This is a genomic window from Cobetia marina, from assembly GCF_001720485.1.
Classification (GTDB): Bacteria; Pseudomonadota; Gammaproteobacteria; order Pseudomonadales; family Halomonadaceae; genus Cobetia; species Cobetia marina.
The window spans coordinates 3,619,108-3,636,967 of sequence record NZ_CP017114.1; the positions used below are offsets into that span (position 1 = coordinate 3,619,108).

At 65.4% G+C, this 17,860-nt stretch carries 13 protein-coding genes; 5 read left to right on the plus strand and 8 right to left on the minus strand.

Annotation, left to right across the window (positions count from 1 at the left end; genetic code table 11):
* Positions 1 to 4: 4 nt before the first annotated feature.
* The 4 genes from BFX80_RS15210 to fhuB are packed head-to-tail and all read left to right on the plus strand — an operon-like array spanning position 5 to position 4,535.
* Positions 5 to 604, plus strand: a complete 600-nt coding sequence (locus BFX80_RS15210) for an RNA polymerase sigma factor (RefSeq protein ID WP_240499599.1) — start codon at positions 5 to 7, stop codon at positions 602 to 604.
* A 46-nt stretch (positions 605 to 650) separates the two neighbouring features.
* Complete coding sequence (locus BFX80_RS15215) at positions 651 to 1,418, plus strand: ABC transporter ATP-binding protein (protein ID WP_084209339.1); 768 nt, start codon at positions 651 to 653, stop codon at positions 1,416 to 1,418.
* Positions 1,415 to 2,425, plus strand: coding sequence for an ABC transporter substrate-binding protein (locus tag BFX80_RS15220; RefSeq protein ID WP_084209340.1), 1,011 nt, complete (start codon positions 1,415 to 1,417; stop codon positions 2,423 to 2,425). Before BFX80_RS15215 ends, BFX80_RS15220 begins: the two co-directional genes overlap by 4 nt.
* Positions 2,412 to 4,535 (plus strand): Fe(3+)-hydroxamate ABC transporter permease FhuB, encoded by a 2,124-nt coding sequence (fhuB, locus tag BFX80_RS15225; protein WP_240499600.1) that lies wholly within the window; start codon positions 2,412 to 2,414, stop codon positions 4,533 to 4,535. Before BFX80_RS15220 ends, fhuB begins: the two co-directional genes overlap by 14 nt.
* Before the next feature lie 130 nt (positions 4,536 to 4,665).
* Here fhuB and purU read toward each other — a convergent pair whose 3' ends face one another.
* From purU to glyA, 6 genes are all read right to left on the minus strand, one after another.
* Positions 4,666 to 5,541, minus strand: a complete 876-nt coding sequence (gene purU, locus BFX80_RS15230; RefSeq protein ID WP_084209341.1) for a formyltetrahydrofolate deformylase — start codon at positions 5,539 to 5,541, stop codon at positions 4,666 to 4,668.
* Between the two features lie 219 nt (positions 5,542 to 5,760).
* The gene (locus BFX80_RS15235; RefSeq protein WP_240499601.1) at positions 5,761 to 6,462 is read right to left on the minus strand and encodes a sarcosine oxidase subunit gamma; all 702 of its coding nucleotides are present in this window, start codon (positions 6,460 to 6,462) and stop codon (positions 5,761 to 5,763) included.
* Positions 6,455 to 9,562, minus strand: coding sequence for a sarcosine oxidase subunit alpha family protein (locus tag BFX80_RS15240; RefSeq protein ID WP_084209342.1), 3,108 nt, complete (start codon positions 9,560 to 9,562; stop codon positions 6,455 to 6,457). The genes BFX80_RS15235 and BFX80_RS15240 overlap by 8 nt, the downstream gene beginning before the upstream one ends.
* The gene (locus BFX80_RS15245; RefSeq protein WP_043333138.1) at positions 9,559 to 9,885 is read right to left on the minus strand and encodes a sarcosine oxidase subunit delta; all 327 of its coding nucleotides are present in this window, start codon (positions 9,883 to 9,885) and stop codon (positions 9,559 to 9,561) included. The genes BFX80_RS15240 and BFX80_RS15245 overlap by 4 nt, the downstream gene beginning before the upstream one ends.
* Positions 9,886 to 9,910: 25 nt before the next feature.
* Positions 9,911 to 11,161: a sarcosine oxidase subunit beta family protein gene (locus tag BFX80_RS15250; RefSeq protein ID WP_084209343.1), complete on the minus strand. Its 1,251-nt coding sequence runs from the start codon at positions 11,159 to 11,161 to the stop codon at positions 9,911 to 9,913.
* Positions 11,162 to 11,302: 141 nt separating this feature from the next.
* Positions 11,303 to 12,613 (minus strand): serine hydroxymethyltransferase, encoded by a 1,311-nt coding sequence (gene glyA / locus BFX80_RS15255; protein WP_077379135.1) that lies wholly within the window; start codon positions 12,611 to 12,613, stop codon positions 11,303 to 11,305.
* A 300-nt stretch (positions 12,614 to 12,913) separates the two neighbouring features.
* Here glyA and BFX80_RS15260 point away from each other — a divergent pair, with 300 nt between their 5' ends.
* Positions 12,914 to 13,807 (plus strand): AEC family transporter, encoded by an 894-nt coding sequence (locus tag BFX80_RS15260; protein WP_084209344.1) that lies wholly within the window; start codon positions 12,914 to 12,916, stop codon positions 13,805 to 13,807.
* Positions 13,808 to 14,351: 544 nt separating this feature from the next.
* Here the strand turns inward: BFX80_RS15260 and nhaC are convergent.
* Together nhaC and BFX80_RS15270 are read right to left on the minus strand one after the other, a co-directional pair.
* Positions 14,352 to 15,881, minus strand: a complete 1,530-nt coding sequence (nhaC, locus tag BFX80_RS15265) for a Na+/H+ antiporter NhaC (protein WP_240499602.1) — start codon at positions 15,879 to 15,881, stop codon at positions 14,352 to 14,354.
* A 199-nt stretch (positions 15,882 to 16,080) separates the two neighbouring features.
* Entirely contained in the window at positions 16,081 to 17,190 is a 1,110-nt protein-coding gene (locus BFX80_RS15270; RefSeq protein WP_077379384.1) for a hybrid-cluster NAD(P)-dependent oxidoreductase, read from the minus strand.
* Between the last annotated feature and the right edge of the window lie 670 nt (positions 17,191 to 17,860).

Genomic DNA, 17,860 nt, shown 5'->3' on the forward strand with positions numbered 1-17,860 from the left:
CCCGGTGGCTGACGCCCGGACGGACACCAGCGCGGTGGCCGAGGATGAGCTGGCGTCGCTGGACGCACTGTTTGCCCGCTATCACCAGGAGCTGATCGGATTCCTGACCCGTCAGCTGGCCTCGCATGATCTGGCGGAAGACATGTGCCATGACGTCTATCTGCGCCTCAGGATGACAGGGGAGCCGCCGCGCAATCCGCGCGCCTGGCTGTATCGGATCGCACGCAATCTGATCATCGATCATCACCGCCACCAGTCGCGCGCCCCGGTCTTCGAGGAAATGGAGGACGACGACGAGCGCCTCTCGGCGACACGCCTGGACCCCGAGCGCTGTCTCGCGCGGCGCCAGAAGCTTCAGGTGATCCAGCAGGCGCTCGCCGAGCAGCCCCACCATCTTCGTCAGTCACTCCTCTGGTATCGACTGGAAGGCGTGACCAAGCGTGAGATCGGCGAGCGTCTGGGGGTCTCGGAGCGCATGGCAGGCCGCTATGTCCAGCAGGCGCAACGCCATTGTGCGGATCGACTGACGGCCGCCGGCTGCTTTCGCGGTGAGCGGGCCGACAACAGGACGCGCGCTGGCGACATCCCCGGGTCTTCATCATGATTTCCACCTTCAAGCACCGCCTCGAATGCGGCTGACGGACGCCTCAATGTTCACTCTCGACCAACTGCGCTTCACCCTCGGTCAGCGCTGTCTGCTGCAAGCCTCCGCGCTGGATTTCGCGCCGGGCAAGGTGCATGGCCTGATCGGTCACAACGGGTCCGGCAAGTCGACGCTGCTCAAGTTGCTGGCACGACAGATGCAGCCCACCAGCGGCCGACTGTCGCTGGATGCGCGTGCGCTCTCGGAATTCGGCAACCGTGAATTCGCACGCGCCGTGGCCTATCTCCCCCAGCACCTGCCGACCGCCGAAGCGCTGACCGGACGAGAGCTGGTCGCCTTCGGGCGCTATCCGTGGCACGGCCTGCTGGGGCGTCCCGGCGCCGAGGATGAGGCCGCCATCGAGCGCGCCATCGCACTGACCCACACCGAGGCCTTCGCCGACCAGCAGGTCGATACGCTCTCCGGCGGCGAGCGTCAGCGCGTGTGGCTGGCGATGCTGCTGGCCCAGGGCAGCCGCTATCTGCTGCTGGATGAACCGCTGGCGGCGCTGGATATCGCCCACCAGATCGAGGTGATGGAGCTGGTCTCGCATCTCAGCCACACCCTGGGACTGGGCATCATCATCGTGCTGCACGACATCAATCTGGCGGCGCGATATTGCGACCGTCTGGTAGCGCTCCACAGTGGCAAGGTGCTGGCCGAAGGCGCGCCCGACGAGATGATGAATCCCGCCACGCTCAAGGATATCTATGGCGTCGAGATGCAGGTGATCACCCCGGCGCATGGCCAGCAGCAGATCGCGGTGCCGGTATGAAGTGGCTGATGGCACTGATCGGCCTGAGCCTGCTGGCCGCGGGGTCCGCCAGCGCCGCCACGACGGGTGACGCCCATGAGGCACCAGCGGGCTTCGTCGATCGCCCCGTCGTGGCGCTGGACTGGACCCTGGCCGAGACCCTGACCGGACTCGGGGTGCGCGCCATGGGCGTGGGCCAGGTGGAGACCTACGCCAGCTGGGTGGCTCAACCGGCGCTGCCTCAAGGCACGCGGGATCTCGGCCTGCGCACCCAACCGAATCTGGAGCAGCTGGCCGCCCTCGCCCCCGATGACATCCTGATCAGCCCGATGCTCGCCAGCCTCACGCCACGCCTGTCGGCCATCGCGCCGGTCACCAGTGTCGCCATCTATACCCCGGATGCCGACACCTGGCAGACGCTGGTCGCGGCGACCCGCCAGCTGGGCAAGCTGACACAGCGCGAGCCACAGGCCGAGCAACTGATTCGCCAGAGCACGGCCCGACTGGCGGGCTACGCTGCCGCCTTGCGCCAGCAGAGCGCTCGCGAGGGTCAGGCGCTGCGCCCCCTGCTGATGGTGCAGTTCATGGATGACCGCCATGTGCGCATCTTCGGTGACAACAGCCTGTTCCAGGTGGTGATCGAGCGCATGGGCATCGACAATGCCTGGCAAGGCGATACCAATGCCTGGGGCTTCGCCACCGTCAGTCTCGAGAAGCTGGTGACCCTCAAGGGCCGCATGGTGGTGGTGGAACCCCTGCCACCCGGCGGACGCGAGGCCCTGGCGCGCAATGGTCTGTGGCAGGCCATGCCCGGCGTGCGTGAGAACAGCGCTGCCTCGGCGCCGCTGTTCCTGCCGCCGGTATGGAGCTTCGGCGCCCTGCCCTCGGCCAATCGCTTCGCCGACCTGCTCGCCGATCATCTGCTTGACGAGGATCTGCTTGACGAGCACCTGTTCAACGACCACACGGACACGGCACTCGACGGCGAGCCGGCACCTGAGGGAGAGATCACCGATGGCCACCCCTGAGCAGGTCATGAGAGAGCGTTCCTCTTCCGCCCCCAGTCCCCTTCGGCTCACTCCCGGCAGAGCCTGCAGTCTGCTCACGCTGGCCCTGCTGGTGCTGGGCAGCCTCGCCCTCAACCGAGACGGCCTGAGTCTGATGCAGGGCCTGACCGCACTGTGGGCATCCCCCGATGTCACGAATGCGGCCAGTCTCAGCCAGACGGATAGTGCCCTGCTCTCCGCCCAGCTGGTGGCCCATGTCAGCTGGTGGCCGCGATTGCTCTGCGCGCTGCTGGCCGGGGCTGCGCTGGGCATGGCGGGGGTGCTGATGCAGCAGGTGCTGCGCAACCCGCTGGCCGCGCCCACTACCCTTGGCGTTGCCAGTGGCGCGAGTCTGGCGATGATGCTGGCGACGCTGTTCGCCCCGGCGCTGATGGCCGGCACGGGTCTTGGAGGTGACGGCTTCCAGCTCGGCCGTGAATGGGTCGCGCTGGCCGGTGGCCTGGCCGCCATGGGGCTGGTATTCGCGCTGGCCTGGGCGCGCGGCATGTCACCGACCGTGGTGGTGCTGGCGGGTCTGGTGGTCAACCTCTACATCGGCGCGCTGGGCATGGTGCTGTTGCTGTTCCATCAGGAAGCCCTGCACGGCACCCTGGTATGGGGCGCAGGCTCGCTGGCGCAGAACGGCTGGGACGGCGTGACCACGCTGATCACCCGTCTGCTGCCGGGCATGCTGCTGGCACTGGTGCTGATGCGCCCGCTGGCGGTACTGGATCTCGACGAGGCCAATGCCAGAAGCCTGGGCGTCTCGCTGCGCAAGCTGCGTCTGATGAGCCTGGGGCTGGCGGTATTCCTGAGCGCCCGCGTGGTCAGCGTGCTGGGCATCATCGGCTTCATCGGCCTGGCCGCGCCGGCCTGCGTGCGTCTGATGGGCGCACGCCGCCTGGGTCAGCGCCTGCTGTGGGCACCGCTGTTCGGGGCACTGCTGCTGGCGGTGACGGACCTGGTGGTCGCCAGTCTCGATGGCCTGCTGCCCAACCTGATTCCCACCGGCGCGATGACGGCGGCCCTCGGCGCGCCGCTGCTGCTGTGGCTGATTCCGCGCCTGAAGATGGCGCAGGGAGCAGGCCCCGCCAGTCATCACGGCATGTCACTGACACATCGTCATCCCCGCCCCGATCGCCTGCTGGGCTGGCTGCTGGCAGGCGTCATCATCGCCCTGCTGCTGGCGCTTCTCGTCGGCAATGGCGCCGATGGCTGGACGCTTGGCGGTGACATGCTCCAACAGTTGCTGGCGGGCCAGACCAGCGTGCTGGACTTCCGTCTGCCACGCGTGCTGGCGGCGGCAGGCGCCGGCGTGCTGCTGGCCCTCGCCGGGACCCTGTTGCAGCGCCTGACCAGCAACCCGATGGCCAGCCCCGAGATTCTCGGCATCAGCGGCGGCACCGCCATCGCGTTGATGCTGACGCTGCTGCTGGTGCCGGAACCGGGCCAGCTGACCCTGCTGGGCGCGGGCGTCTGCGGGGCACTGGCCTGTCTGGCGCTGCTGGTGGCGCTCAATCATCGCAGTGGCTTCATTCCCGAACGCGTGCTGCTGTGCGGGGTGGCGATCACGGCGCTCTACGATGCGGTGCGCGGCATCATCCTCGCCGATGGGGACCCGCGCGGTCAGCAGATCCTGGCCTGGCTGTCCGGCTCCACCTACTACGTGGGCCTCTCCGCGGCGGTCGGCGTGCTCGCGCTGGCGATCGTCGCGGTGCTGCTGGTGCGCCCGCTGGCGCGCTGGCTGGACATCCTGCCGCTGGGCATGGCGAGCGCCAGTGCGCTGGGCATCGGCGTGACCCGCGCCCGTCTGGTGCTGCTGGGTGCGGTGGCGGTGCTCACCGCGCTGGCGACCCTGATCGTCGGCCCGCTATCCTTCGTCGGCCTGCTGGCCCCGCATCTGGCGCGTCTGCTGGGGCTGAGCCGCGCGCGAGAGCACATGCTCGGCGCGGTGCTGTGCGGGGCGCTGTTGATGGTGCTGGCGGACTGGCTGGGGCGCCAGCTGCTCTCTCCCTACGAGATCCCCGCCGGCCTGATGGCCTCGCTGATCGGCGGCAGCTACTTCCTGTGGAGCCTGCGCAAGTCGGGCTGAGTCGCTCTCGTTGAGAGGCCTCACCGCCAGAAGACACGACGCCAGAAAATACGAAGCCAGAAGACACGACGCCCGCGACCTCCTGATCGCGGGCTTCGTGTTTCAGCGTTTCTGTTTTCGCAATCTGCACTCAGTTGCCGAACACCACCGTGCGCCTGTCATGCAGGAAGACGCGGCGCTCGAGGTGATAACGCACGCCACGCGACAGGGTCAGGCACTCGATATCCCGGCCCTTGGCGATCAGGTCTTCCGGATAGTGGGCGTGATCCACCGTCTCGACGCCCTGGGTGATGATCGGCCCTTCATCGAGATCATCGTTGATGTAGTGCGCGGTGGCACCGACCAGCTTGACGCCCTTCTCGTAGGCCTGGTGATAGGGGCGCGCGCCCTTGAAGCCCGGCAGCAGCGAGTGGTGGATGTTGATCGCCCGCCCCGAGAGCTTCTCGCACATGTCGCTTGACAGCACCTGCATGTAGCGCGCCAGAATCACCAGCTCGGCACCGGTGTCCTGCACGATCTGCCACACCTGCGCTTCCTGCTCGGCCTTGGTCTCGGCGGTGATCGGCAGGTGGTGATAGGGCAGGCCATGCCACTCGGCCAGCGGCGCCATGTCCGGGTGGTTGGAGATGACGGCGGTGATGTCCATCGGCAGCTGGCCGATGCGATGCCGATAGAGCAGGTCGTTCAGGCAGTGGTCCGAGCGCGAGACCATGATGACCACCTTCATGCGCTCCTCCGGCGCACTCAGGCTGACATCCATCTCGAAGTCGGCGGCACGCGTGCCCAGGCCCTGCTCGAAACCGGCGGCGTCAAAGCTGTCGCTGAGTTCGCCGACCTCGGTCTGGGGCCGGAATTCGGCCCGGATGAAGAAGCGCCCCGACAGGCGGTCATCGAAGGAATTGAGCTCGGTGATATAGCAGCCCTGCTCACGCAGGTAGCGTGTCACGACGTCCACCGTGCCGATACGGCTGGGACATTGGGCGGTCAGAATCCAGGTATCACGCATACATAGGTGCCTGTCATGTAAGGATTATTCATTGTTGGAAGCTGCAACGTCAGGGTTGCATCCGGGGCCCTGCGCGACAAACCAATATTATTGAGGCGGGCTTCAGTATTTCTGAAGCCCGCCTCCTGGCCCGGGCAAGGCCCCTGGCAGCCGATTCAGGTCATGGCGTGCGCCTGCGACAGACCTCCCTCCAGACGCAGATCCCGCCAGACGCAGATCTCAGGCCTTGATGCAGACCCCGAATTCCTCGCTGGCATCCAGCAGCCAGCGGCCGAGGTAATCGGCGAAGCTTCTGCGCACCACCAGCTCGAATTCGCTCTCGCTGACGCGGCGCAGCACCAGCGTCGCCTTGGCGAACACCGCCGGTACGCCCCGCCCGACCGGGAAGGCTCGCGGGTGCACATCGGTAGGCGTCGACTTCATCAGCACCTGACGCGCCTGGTCGCCACTCAGCGAGATGACGGTCTGGCCACCACTGACGTTGACCACCTGATAGCGCCCCGAAAGCCGCTCATGCAGCGCCTTCTCGACAGCGAAGGCTTCCTCGCCGGGCACCAGGATCAGCCACTCATCCGGTGACAGCCACTGGATCGAGCGACCGCCCTCATTCTGGTGGAGAGTTGCCGGTGTCAGCGGCAGCGCCAGACCCAACGCCGCCTCGACACCCTCGGCGAAGCCCGGCTGCGCGGGGTCACCGCGCAGCGTCAGATGACCGAGAAACGCCTTCTCCTGCAGCACGACGCCGGCATCACCGTCATCGCGGGCCGTGAACAGATGCGCCAGCGGCGAACGGGCGCTCTGAGCGTGAACTTCAGGCGTCGGGCGCTGGTCGATCACTGACGTCTGAGAACTTGTCATGTCCTGCGGCTGCGCCTCGACGGCGGCACCCGCTTGCGGGTCGAGTGTGGTGGCATCAGACATGCTGGCGCTCCCCTTTCTTGTCGTAGAACACCGGTGAGGTGATTTCGGCTTCCAGCGTCGTGCCATCGGCCTGCGGCAGGAACACCGTCTCGCCGATACGCTTGGCACCGCCCTTGACCACCGCCAGCGCGAAGCCATGTCCCAGCGTCGGGCTGTAGTAGCTGGAGGTCACGTGGCCGACCATCGGCATCGGGATGGCGTGCTCCGGGTCGAAGACGATCTGCGAGCCTTCCGGCAGCACGATGCGCTCATCGCCGGCCTTCTTGCGCGTCGGAATCAGGCCGACCATCTGCTTGCGGTCGTCGCGACGGGTATCCGGACGCGACAGCGCACGCTTGCCGATCCAGGAATACGGCTTGTTGTAGCCGACACACCACTGCATGCCGAGGTCTTCCGGGGTGATCGAGCCATCGGTGTCCTGACCGACGATGATGAAGCCCTTCTCGGCGCGCAGCACGTGCATGGTCTCGGTGCCGTAGGGCGTGAGGCCGTACTGCTTGCCGCACTCGAACAGACGCTTCCAGACATGCAGCCCGTAGTTGGCCGGCACGTTGAGCTCGTAGGACAGCTCGCCGGTGAAGGAGATGCGGAAGATGCGCCCGGGAATGTCGGCGATCAGCCCTTCACGGACTTCCATGAACTTGAAGCTGTCGCGGTCGAGGTCGATATCGGTCAGCTCGCCGACCAGCGCACGCGCCTCGGGGCCGGTGACGGTCAGGGTCGCCCAGTGATCGGTGACGCTGGTCATCTGCACGTCCAGCTCCGGCCATTCGGTCTGGTGCCACAGTTCCAGCCACTCAAGGATCGAGGCCGCGCCACCGGTGGTGGTGGTCATCAGGAAGTGGTCTTCGGCCAGACAGGTGGTGACACCGTCGTCCATCACCATGCCGTCGTCGTGACACATCAGGCCGTAGCGCGCCTTGCCGACGCCCAGCTTGGCCCAGGCGTTGGTGTAGATGCGGTTGAGGAATTCGCGCGCATCGCGACCGGTGATGTCGATCTTGCCCAGGGTCGAGGCATCCAGCACGCCGACCTTCTCGCGCACCGCCAGACACTCGCGCTCGACGGCGGCATGCATGTCCTCACTGCCCTGCGGGTAGTACCAGGGGCGCTTCCACTGGCCGACATCCTCGAACTTGGCGCCTTGCGCCACGTGCCATTCGTGCATCGCGGTGTAGCGGATCGGGTCGAACAGCTCGCCGCAGTGACGGCCGACGATGGCGCCGAAGGTCACCGGTGTGTAGTTGGGGCGGAATACGGTGGTGCCGGTGTCGGGGATGGTCTGCCCCAGACAGCGCGCGGCGACCGCCATGCCGTTGATGTTGCCCAGCTTGCCCTGGTCGGTGCCGAAGCCCATCGCGGTGTAGCGCTTGACGTGCTCGATGGACTCGAAGCCTTCGCGGGTGGCTAGCTCGATCCCGGCGGCAGTGACGTCGTTCTGCAGATCGACAAACTGCTTGGGTGCGCGTGCGGTGGGCTTGTCATGCGGCACCTGATAGAGCGGCAGCATCGGGGATTCCGCAAGCTCGGACACCGCTGGCACCTCGGCCTGGGCGATCTCGAACTCGCAGGCTTCCACCGCGGCGACACCGCTGGCATAGGCCGCGACCAGCGCATCTTCCAGCGCGAAGCTGCCATTGGCGGCGCCGCAGGCATCGAAGCCCTTGAGCATCGGTGCGCCCAGCGCCGGCAGGAAGCCGTGGATCTCATCACTCCATACCGGACGCGCGCCGGTGTGCGCCGCCAGGTGAACCACCGGGCTGTAGCCGCCGGAACTGGCGATGGTGTCGCAGGCGAGCTCTTCCACCGCCCCCGTCACGCTGAAGGCATCGATATCGATGGCCGCGATGCGCGCGCCTGTCACGCGGCGCTCGCCCTTGGCCTCGATCACGGCGGCGCCGGCGATGATGCGGATGCCCGCGGCACGCGCCGCCTCGACCATCACGCCGGAGGGCGCCGGACGCGCATCGGCGATCGCGACCACCTCACGACCGGCCGCCTTCCATGCCAGCGCCGCGCGATAGGCGTGGTCGTTGTTGACCGACAGCACCAGCTTGTTGCCGGCGGCGACGCCGTAACGGGTCAGATAGGTGGTGACGGCACCGGCCAGCAGGTTGCCCGGCACATCGTTGTGGCTGTAGACCAGCGGCCGCTCGTGGGCACCGGTGGCCATGATAGCGCGGTGGGCGCGCACGCGATGCAGACGGGAGCGTGCCTGCTGGGCGCCACGGGCATTGCGCGGCGCGAGATCGGCCTGATGCTCGGTGCGGCGCTCGTGCAGGGTCACGAAGTTGTGATCGTGATAGCCGTTGGCGGTGGTGCGCGGCAGCAGCTGCACATCCTCACAGGCGTCGAGTTCCGCAAGCACCGCGTCACGCCATTCGATGGCCGGCTTGCCGTCCAGGGTCTGATCGAGACAGTCCGCCGACATGGAGAGCAGTGAGCCACCCAGCTCTTCCTGCTCGTCACACAGGATGACACGCGCGCCACTGCGGGCCGCGACCAGCGCCGCCATCAGGCCCGCCGGGCCGGAGCCGATCACCAGCACATCGGTGTGCTGATGCAGGTGATCATAGATGTCCGGGTCGTCCTCGAGCGGAGAACGCCCGAGACCGGCGGCCTTGCGGATGTACTTTTCATACGTCATCCACAGCGAGGCCGGCGCCATGAAGGTCTTGTAGTAGAAGCCCGGCGGCATGAACTTGCCGCCCAGCTTGCCGACCTGCGGCAGGAAACGGCTCATCAGGTCCTTCTGGGCCTTGACCCAGCCGCTGACGGCGTGGGCTTCCAGGCCGTCGTAAAGCGCCTGCTGGGTGGCACGCACGTTGGGCACCTGGCCCGCTTCGGTGCTGCCCAGCTGCAGGATGGCGTTGGGCTCTTCGGCACCGGCGGCGACCAGGCCCCGCGGACGCGCATACTTGAAGCTGGCGTTGAGCACATCGAGGCCGTTGGCCATCAGCGCCGAGGCGAGGGTATCGCCTGCCAGGCCCTGATAACGCTTGCCATTGAAGGTGAAGGTCAGCGGCGTGGCGCGATCGATGCGTCCACCCGAGGCGAGACGTCGCGGGGCAGCGGCGGTCTGGTGGTCTTGCTGGCTCATGCGCTCACCCCCTTGGCTTGCGTGGTCGGATCGGCTTTCGTCTCACCGGTGATGGTGGGCTGCTCGCCCATGCGATAGGTCTCGAGAATCTCGTAGGTCACGGTGTGGCGGGTGATGTTGAAATACTTGCGACAGCCCACGGCGTGGATCCACAGCTCGTGATGAACGCCACGCGGGTTGTTGCGGAAGAACAGATAATCCCCCCACTCGGCATCGGAGCAGGCTTCGGGGTCCTTCGGGCGCTCGATATGCGCCTGGCCCTTGACGTGGAATTCCTCTTCCTCGCGCAGCTCGCCGCAGTAGGGACAGAAGATATGCATCATGGTCGGTCGTCTCCTGACGGCAGGTTCAGTGCGCGACGCCGGCGGCGCCATGTTCGTCGATCAGCTTGCCCGTGTTGAAACGGTCATAGGAGAAGGGTTCTGCCAGCGGATGGGTGCGCCCCTTGGCCAGTGTCCAGGCAAAGACGTTGCCGGAACCCGGCGTGGCCTTGAAGCCACCGGTGCCCCAACCGCAGTTGAAATAGAGCCCCTTCACGGGCGTCTTGGAAATGATCGGGCAGGCGTCCGGACAGGTGTCGACGATGCCGCCCCACTGACGGTTCATGCGCACCCGCGAGAAGATCGGGAACATCTCGACGATGGCCTGCAGGGTGTGCTCGATGGTCGGGTAGCTGCCACGCTGGCCGTAGCCCACGTAGCCGTCGATGCCGGCCCCGATGACCAGGTCACCCTTGTCGGACTGGCTGACATAGCCGTGGACGTGGTTGGACATCACCACGGTGTCGAGAATCGGCTTGAGCGGTTCGGACACCAGCGCCTGCAGCGGGTGGGATTCCAGCGGCAGACGGAAGCCGGCCTTCTCGGCCATCACCCCGGAGTTGCCGGCGGTGACCACGCCGACACGCTTGGCACCGATGAAGCCGCGCGAGGTTTCCACCCCGACGATGGCACCATCCTGCTTGCGGAACCCGGTGACCTCGGTCTGCTGGATCAGGTCGACGCCAAGGCTGTCGGCACCGCGCGCGAAGCCCCAGGCCACGGCGTCGTGACGCGCCACGCCACCGCGCGGCTGCCAGGAGGCGCCGAGAATCGGATAGCGTGCCCGGCTGGAGCAGTCCATCGCCGGTACCAGTTCCTGCACCTGCCGGGTGTCCAGCACCTCGCCGTCGATGCCCTGCAGACGGTTGGCGTTCACGCGGCGCTGGATGTCACGCATGTCCTGCAGGGTGTGACCCAGGTTGAGCACGCCACGCTGGGAGAACATCACGTTGTAGTTCAGGTCCTGGGACAGGCCTTCCCACAGCTTCATGGAGTGCTCGTAGAGCGCCGCCGCCTCGTCCCACAGATAGTTGGAGCGCACCAGGGTGGTGTTGCGCGCGGTGTTGCCGCCGCCCAGCCAGCCCTTCTCGATCACCGCGACATTGGTGATGCCGTGTTCCTTGGCCAGGTAGTAGGCCGTGGCCAGTCCATGCCCGCCGCCACCGACGATGATGACGTCGTATTCCTTCTTGGGTTCTGGGCTACGCCAGACCTTCTGCCAGTTCTCATGGTGGCTGAGCGCATGCTTGACCAGCCCGAATCCCGAGTAACGCTGCATTTGCCACCCTCCTCACATCTTTGCCACCGCAAGCGCTGTCCGGTGCTCTCGCCCGAGTGATGTCTGTTGTTGTCACCCGAGTGATGTCTCTGCGCTTGCGGCATGTGTCGTGGTTATCGTTGTCTCTCGCCAGCGCCCTGTTCAGGCAATCTCGGCGGTATCAGTGATGCTGGCGGAGGCGTAGACCGGGAAGCGTGCACAGACTTCCTCGACCTTGCCGCGCACTTCAGCCTCGACCTTGTCGCTCTCGCCGCTGGACAGCGCGTCGAGCAGGTCGCAGATCCAGCCGGCCAGCGCCTCGCATTCCGCTTCGCCGAAGCCGCGCGTGGTGGCGGCCGGTGTGCCGATGCGCAGGCCGGAGGTCACGAAGGGACTCTGCGGATCATTCGGCACGCTGTTCTTGTTGACGGTGATGTGGGCGCGACCCAGAGAGGCATCCGCGTCCTTGCCGGTCACGCCCTGACGGATCAGCGAGACGAGGAACAGGTGGTCATCGGTGCCGCCGGAGACGACGTCATAGCCGCGTTCCATGAAGACGTGAGCCATCACGCGAGCATTGGCGATCACGCGCGCCTGATAGCTGACGAAATCCTGGCTCATCGCCTCCTTGAAGGCCGCGGCCTTGGCAGCGATGACATGCATCAGCGGGCCACCCTGCTGGCCCGGGAAGACGGCACCATTGAGCTTCTTGTACAGTGCCTCGTCGCCGGTGGCGGAGAGAATCAGGCCGCCACGCGGGCCGCGCAGGGTCTTGTGCGTGGTGGTGGTGACGACATGGGCGTGGGGGATCGGGCTCGGGTAGTGACCCGCCGCGACCAGACCGGCCACGTGGGCCATGTCGACCATCAGCCAGGCACCGATCTCGTCGGCGATGTCGCGGAAACGACGCCAGTTGACCACGCGGGAGTAGGCGGAGAAGCCGGCGATGATCATCTTCGGCTTGTGCTCGCGCGCCAGACGCTCCATCTCCTCGTAGTCCAGCTCGCCGCTTTCGGTCAGGCCGTACTGGATGGCGTTGTAGTGCTTGCCGGAGAAGTTGGGGGCGGCGCCGTGGGTCAGGTGACCGCCATGCGCCAGGCTCATGCCGAGAATGGTGTCGCCCGGCGAGACCAGCGCCATGAACACGGCGGCATTGGCCTGGGCACCGGAGTGCGGCTGCACGTTGGCGTAGTCACAGCCGAACAGCGCACAGGCACGTTCGATGGCCAGTGTCTCGACCTTGTCGACGAATTCGCAGCCACCGTAGTAGCGCTTGCCCGGATACCCTTCGGCGTACTTGTTGGTCAGCTGGCTGCCCTGGGCTTCCATCACCAGCGGGCTTGCATAGTTCTCGGAGGCGATCAGCTCGATATGCGCTTCCTGACGCGCTGTCTCTTCGAGAATGGCCTCGGCCAGAGCGGGATCGAGTCTGGCCAGTCGGTCATCACGGGTGTAGCCATGTTGCTGAGACATTGCGCGCCTCCGGTTATCGGATGTTGTCGTTGGAAATGCAGAGGGGTCATGGGGACCCGGCAGGTCAAACCTTGAAGATGTGCTCCGATACTAGCCCCGCCCCTGACGGGCAGGCTGCTTGTCAGCGTCACCGTGCAGTGCGAATGCGACATGCCTGCGCAGATGCGACTCGGGCTGGCGCCACAAGGCAGGTATGCTAGCGACAGGCATATGCGAAGATACGCAGACAGCAAGGGCTGTCGCGCTCAGGGCGAAACGGGAAGACTCAGGGCGAAACGGGAAGACAAGGAGGAAGGTGGCATGTTGATGGAACTGCTGGCGGTGATGGCTCCGGTGCTGTGTGGCGCCGCCATCGGCTTCTTCTGGGTGCGCCTGGGCAATGAATACCCCATGGCCTTCGTCACCCGGCTGGTGCTCTACATCGGCACACCGGCACTGATTCTCAACGCGTTGGGCAGTGCCGAGATCGACAATTCCAGCTTCCTGCGCACGGGCCTGGCGACCCTCACGGTAATGGCGCTGCTGCTGGCCCTGAGCTGGCCGTTCTCTCGCCTGATCGGCAAGCCGTGGAAGGTCGCGGTAGCCCCGCTGCTGTTCTCCAACGTCGGCAACATGGGCCTGCCCGTGTCCCTGTATGCCTTCGGCCAGGCCGGCTTCGCCTACGCCATCACCATCATGGTCACCATGTCGCTTCTGCAGTTCACGCTCGGTGCCTGGCTTGCCAGCACCAGCGGCAACCCGCTGCGCAGCGTCGTGCGATCCCCGACCATCTGGGCCAGTATCCTCGCCACCACCCTGCTGCTCAGTGACATCCACATGCCGCGCTTCGTGGCCAACAGCCTGGAGCTGATCTCCGGCTTCACCGTGCCGCTGATGCTGATCACCCTTGGCGTCTCGCTGGCCAGTATCCGCGTCAGGAATCTGGCGGCAGGCGTGGGCTTCAGCGCCCTGCGCATCCCCTTCGCCGCCGCCTGCGCCTGGGGAATCGGCACGCTGCTGGAGCTGCCGCCGCTGGCGTTGCACGTGCTGGTGATGCAGATGGCCATGCCGGTGGCGGTCTACAACTACATGTTTGCCCAGAAGGCAGGCCGCGAGCCGGAATACGTGGCCACGCTGGTCTTCTGCTCGACCCTGGCGGCCTTCCTCTACCTGCCGGCGCTGCTCGCCGTGCTGGGGGCCGAGATGGGGCAGTGATGCCTACCGGGCATGCCCCGGCGCTTGCTCGGCGCATGAAAAAACCACGCAGGCCGAGGCATGCGTGGTCGTGGGTATCTTCCTGCAGAAAGTAGCCGCACCGCGGGAGCCCATCTCCACATGCCCAGGCATGCGTCGTGCTCCCGCAGTGCGAAACTTTCCTGTTCTGCCGGCTGTTCTAGTCGTCCGTCACTGCCTCTCAGCCTGGGGGCAGTGAACCGTTCCCTTGATGAGACATTGCCCTTTCTTCCGATTTTCCCGTGACGGGAGTGGCCATCACGCATCGTTCAGGATGTCTTCCGCTCTCGATCTGCAGCTGGAAGCTGGCAGAGGAAGTGTCGGTCTCTGGTGCACGATACGGGGATCGCGCTTGCGGGCACCCCGCAACGACCTTCCTGACAGCCAGCAGGCTTCCTGTCGGCAACACCTGAAGCGTAGTCTCGAGGCCGGCACTTCCTCCAGATGGTTTGTGCCGTCATCCTGCGCGAGTCGACTTGCTCATGAACCTGAGCATGAAGTCGTAGAACCCTCATGCTTGAGGCGCTCAACCGTGCGCCTGCAGCGGTCGTCCCGCCTGTGCGGTCTGCCGTGTCGTGTCCCGCAGTTGCGCCAGGGAGACCACGGCATGGCCCTTGTCCACCCATTCGGCGCGCTCGGCATCGTCGGCACGAACGATGAAGCGTCCCGCCAGGGTGTAAAGCAGCCCGATCAGCGGCGATAACCAGCAGGCGAAGGCCAGCGGAATGTAGAGCAGCCCCTCGAGACTGCCACCACTGGTGATCAGCCCCAGCGAACTGATGACCACGGCGCCACTGGCATTCCAGGGCACCAGCGGCGAGACCAGCGTGCCACCCTCTTCCAGTGAGCGGGACAGGTTGAGGGTCGAGTAGCCTTCGCCACGGAAGATCGGTGCGTACATGCGCCCCGGCAAGGCGATCGAGAGGTAGGGGTCGCCCGCGATGACGTTGGTCAGCGCGGCAGTGGAACTGGCCGCGACCTGCAGACCGAAGATGCCGCGCACCTTGACCAGCACGGCGGCGCACAGCGCTTCGAGACAGCCGATCACCTCCAGCATCCCGCCGAAGGCCAGTGCGATCATCACCAGCAGGATGACCCAGGCCATCGACATGAGGCCGCCGCGATTGAGCAGGCTGTCGATCTCGCTGACGCCGGTATTCAGGGTGTAGCCGCTCTGCATGTAACCGAACAGCGCCTTGATGGCCTCGCCCTGGACACCATAGGCCACTACCGCCCCGGCCAGCACCCCGACGAACAGCGCCGGCAACGCCGGCATGCGGGCGATGGCCAGTGTCATCACCAGCAGCGGCGGCACCAGCACCCACAGATTGAATTCGAAGGCCCCGTCCAGGCCCTGGGTAATCGCGGTGATACGCTCGAGATCCAGTGTCTGCCCGGCGGCGAGCAGGTTGCCGGCGACCAGGTAGATCACCAGGGCGATCAGCATCGAGGGGATGGTGGTGGGCATCATGTTGCGGATGTGGGCGAAAAGATTCACCCCGGTGACGGCGGGAGCGAGGTTGGTGGTGTCCGACAGGGGAGAGACCTTGTCGCCGAAGAAGGCCCCGGAGACCACGGCACCGGCCGTCCACCACGGTGGAATGCCGAAACCGGCGCCGATACCCATCAAGGCCAGCCCCACGGTGCCCACGGTGCCCCAGCTGGTGCCGAGCGTGACCGAGACCACCGAGCACAGCAGCATCGCCGTCGCGAGGAAGTATTCCGGCGAGATCAGCTTGAGCCCGTAATAGATGATCATCGGCACGCTGCCCGAGGCGATCCACACCCCGACCGTCATGCCGACAAGAATGAGGATGGCGATGGAGGGCAGGCCGACACGCACGATGCGCATCATGCCCTCTTCCATCGCCGACCAGCCGTGCCCCAGCTTCCAACCGACCAGCGCCGTCATGGCGACACCACAGATCAGCGGCACGTGAGGAGTGAATTCGCCAAAGACGAAGAGTTGCAGGGCCAGCACGGCCAGGGTTGCCAGAATCGGCAGGCTGGCCATGGGCAGAGAGGGGCGTTGCGGTGCATCAACATCACGAGTCATGAGGTATTGCTCCATTAGCCAGTTGTACTTGTTGTACCCCCACGCTAATCGACTGACGCCGCTCCAGATGGCTGACAGCGGCATCTACCTCCCTGAATGCGACATCGTCTACGACTTTCTGCCAATCACTTGCACGAGATTCATTCACCACTCCTCAAATCTGTCGCCAATGTCATCTTGCCGGCGAGAGAGGGCGAGATCAGTAATCGATCACCACATCCCCGTTGGGCACGCTGCAGCAGGACAGGATGAAGCCATCCGCGACGTCTTCATCGGTGATGCCGCCGTTGTGCTCCATCGCGACCTCCCCGGAGACCTTCTGCACGCGGCAGGTGCCGCAGATGCCCATGCCGCAGGCCTTCGGAATATGCAGGCCGAGCTTGGCGGCGGCGGCGTGGACGGTCTCGCCCGGGGCGATCTGCACCGACTTGCCGGTCGTGGCGAACTCGACGCGCGTGAGATCGGCGCGGTCCAGCTCATCGGCCAGCACTTCCGCCTGCTCGGCCTGCTCGATGGCCTCCTCCTCGACCTCCACCGGCGTGGCCCCGAAGGACTCCTCGTGGTAGCGACTCATGTCGAAGCCATGGCTGCGAAGCAGATGCTTGATCGCATTCATGTAGGGAGTCGGGCCGCAGCAGAAGATCTCGCGCTCCATGAAGTCCGGCGCGATCATCTCGAGCATCGCGTCGGTGAGATAGCCGCGATAGCCCGACCAGGTCTGACCGGTCTCGAAGCGCTCGCAGATGATGTGCATGTTGAATTCCGGCACCCGCGAATCCATGAACTCGAGCTGACGCCAGAAGATGATGTCGCGCGGGCTGCGGGCGCTGTGCAAGAAGGCGATGTCCACGTTGGCATTGGTGTCGAAGTACCAGCGGGCCATCGACATCAGCGGCGTGATGCCAACCCCGCCTGACAGCATCAGGATGCGTTCCGCCGGATAGTCGATGCAGTTGAAGTTGCCCACCGGGCCGTGCACGGCCAGCTCGTCACCTTCGTTCAGATTGTCATGCAGCCAGTTGGAGACCAGTCCGCCCGGCACGCGCTTGACGGTGATCGAGAAGCTGTAGGGCACCGACGGCGAGCTGGAGATGGTGTAGGAGCGCATGATCTGCTGCGCATCGATCTCCAGCTCCAGGGTCACGAACTGCCCCGGCTTGAAGAAGAACATCACCGGCTGTTCGGCCATGAAACAGAAGGTGCGCACATCCCAGGTTTCCTGAATGACCTTCACGCAGCGCACGCTATGTCGACCGTTGGTCCAGGTCTGCGTCGTAACCGGATTGAAGTTGCTGAGTGTGGTGCTCATGAAGGCCTCGCTGGGCATGTTGTTCTTGGAGACATGTTCTTGAAGGGGCAGTGTCAGTTCTTGAAGAGACAGTGTCAGGCCACCCTGCGCTGCGTGCGCGACCAACGGTGGGGCATGCTCTGGATTGTCGAGTCAGCGTTCGGCAAGCATTTATCCGTGCACGACAGAAACATGCCCGATCCCTCCAATCACGACCCCGCAGCGCCCTGCCCCCGCCTCACCGCTGCACCTGCCTGTGCCTCGAAGGCCCTGCGCAAACGACCGGCGTCGGAAATACATCATTGAGCGTCGCCATCAGACACAAGTCGCGACTTGACCTCAGCCACACTGCGATCCATGCGTGGCAAAGCCACTCGGATATCATGCGGGCTGCCTGAACTTCCACGCTGACTATCCTGTTGAGCGAGCGGCCCCTCTGCCTGCGCCGCCCTCGACACCCGAACCGACCAGGACAGGACGACGCACCGCGCGATGTATCGGCACTCACTCATAGGTGCGCTGACTCATAGGTGCGCTGACTCATAGGTGCGCTGACTCATAGATGCGCTGATGTCTGCCGCGGTGCTGCCCGGTAATGGTCTGTTCACTCGTTTCCTCTGTCCCGGCTTCACAACAACAATGATCAGCACATTCACTCAACCCAAGGCGACCCTGCTCCCGGCGCCTACCG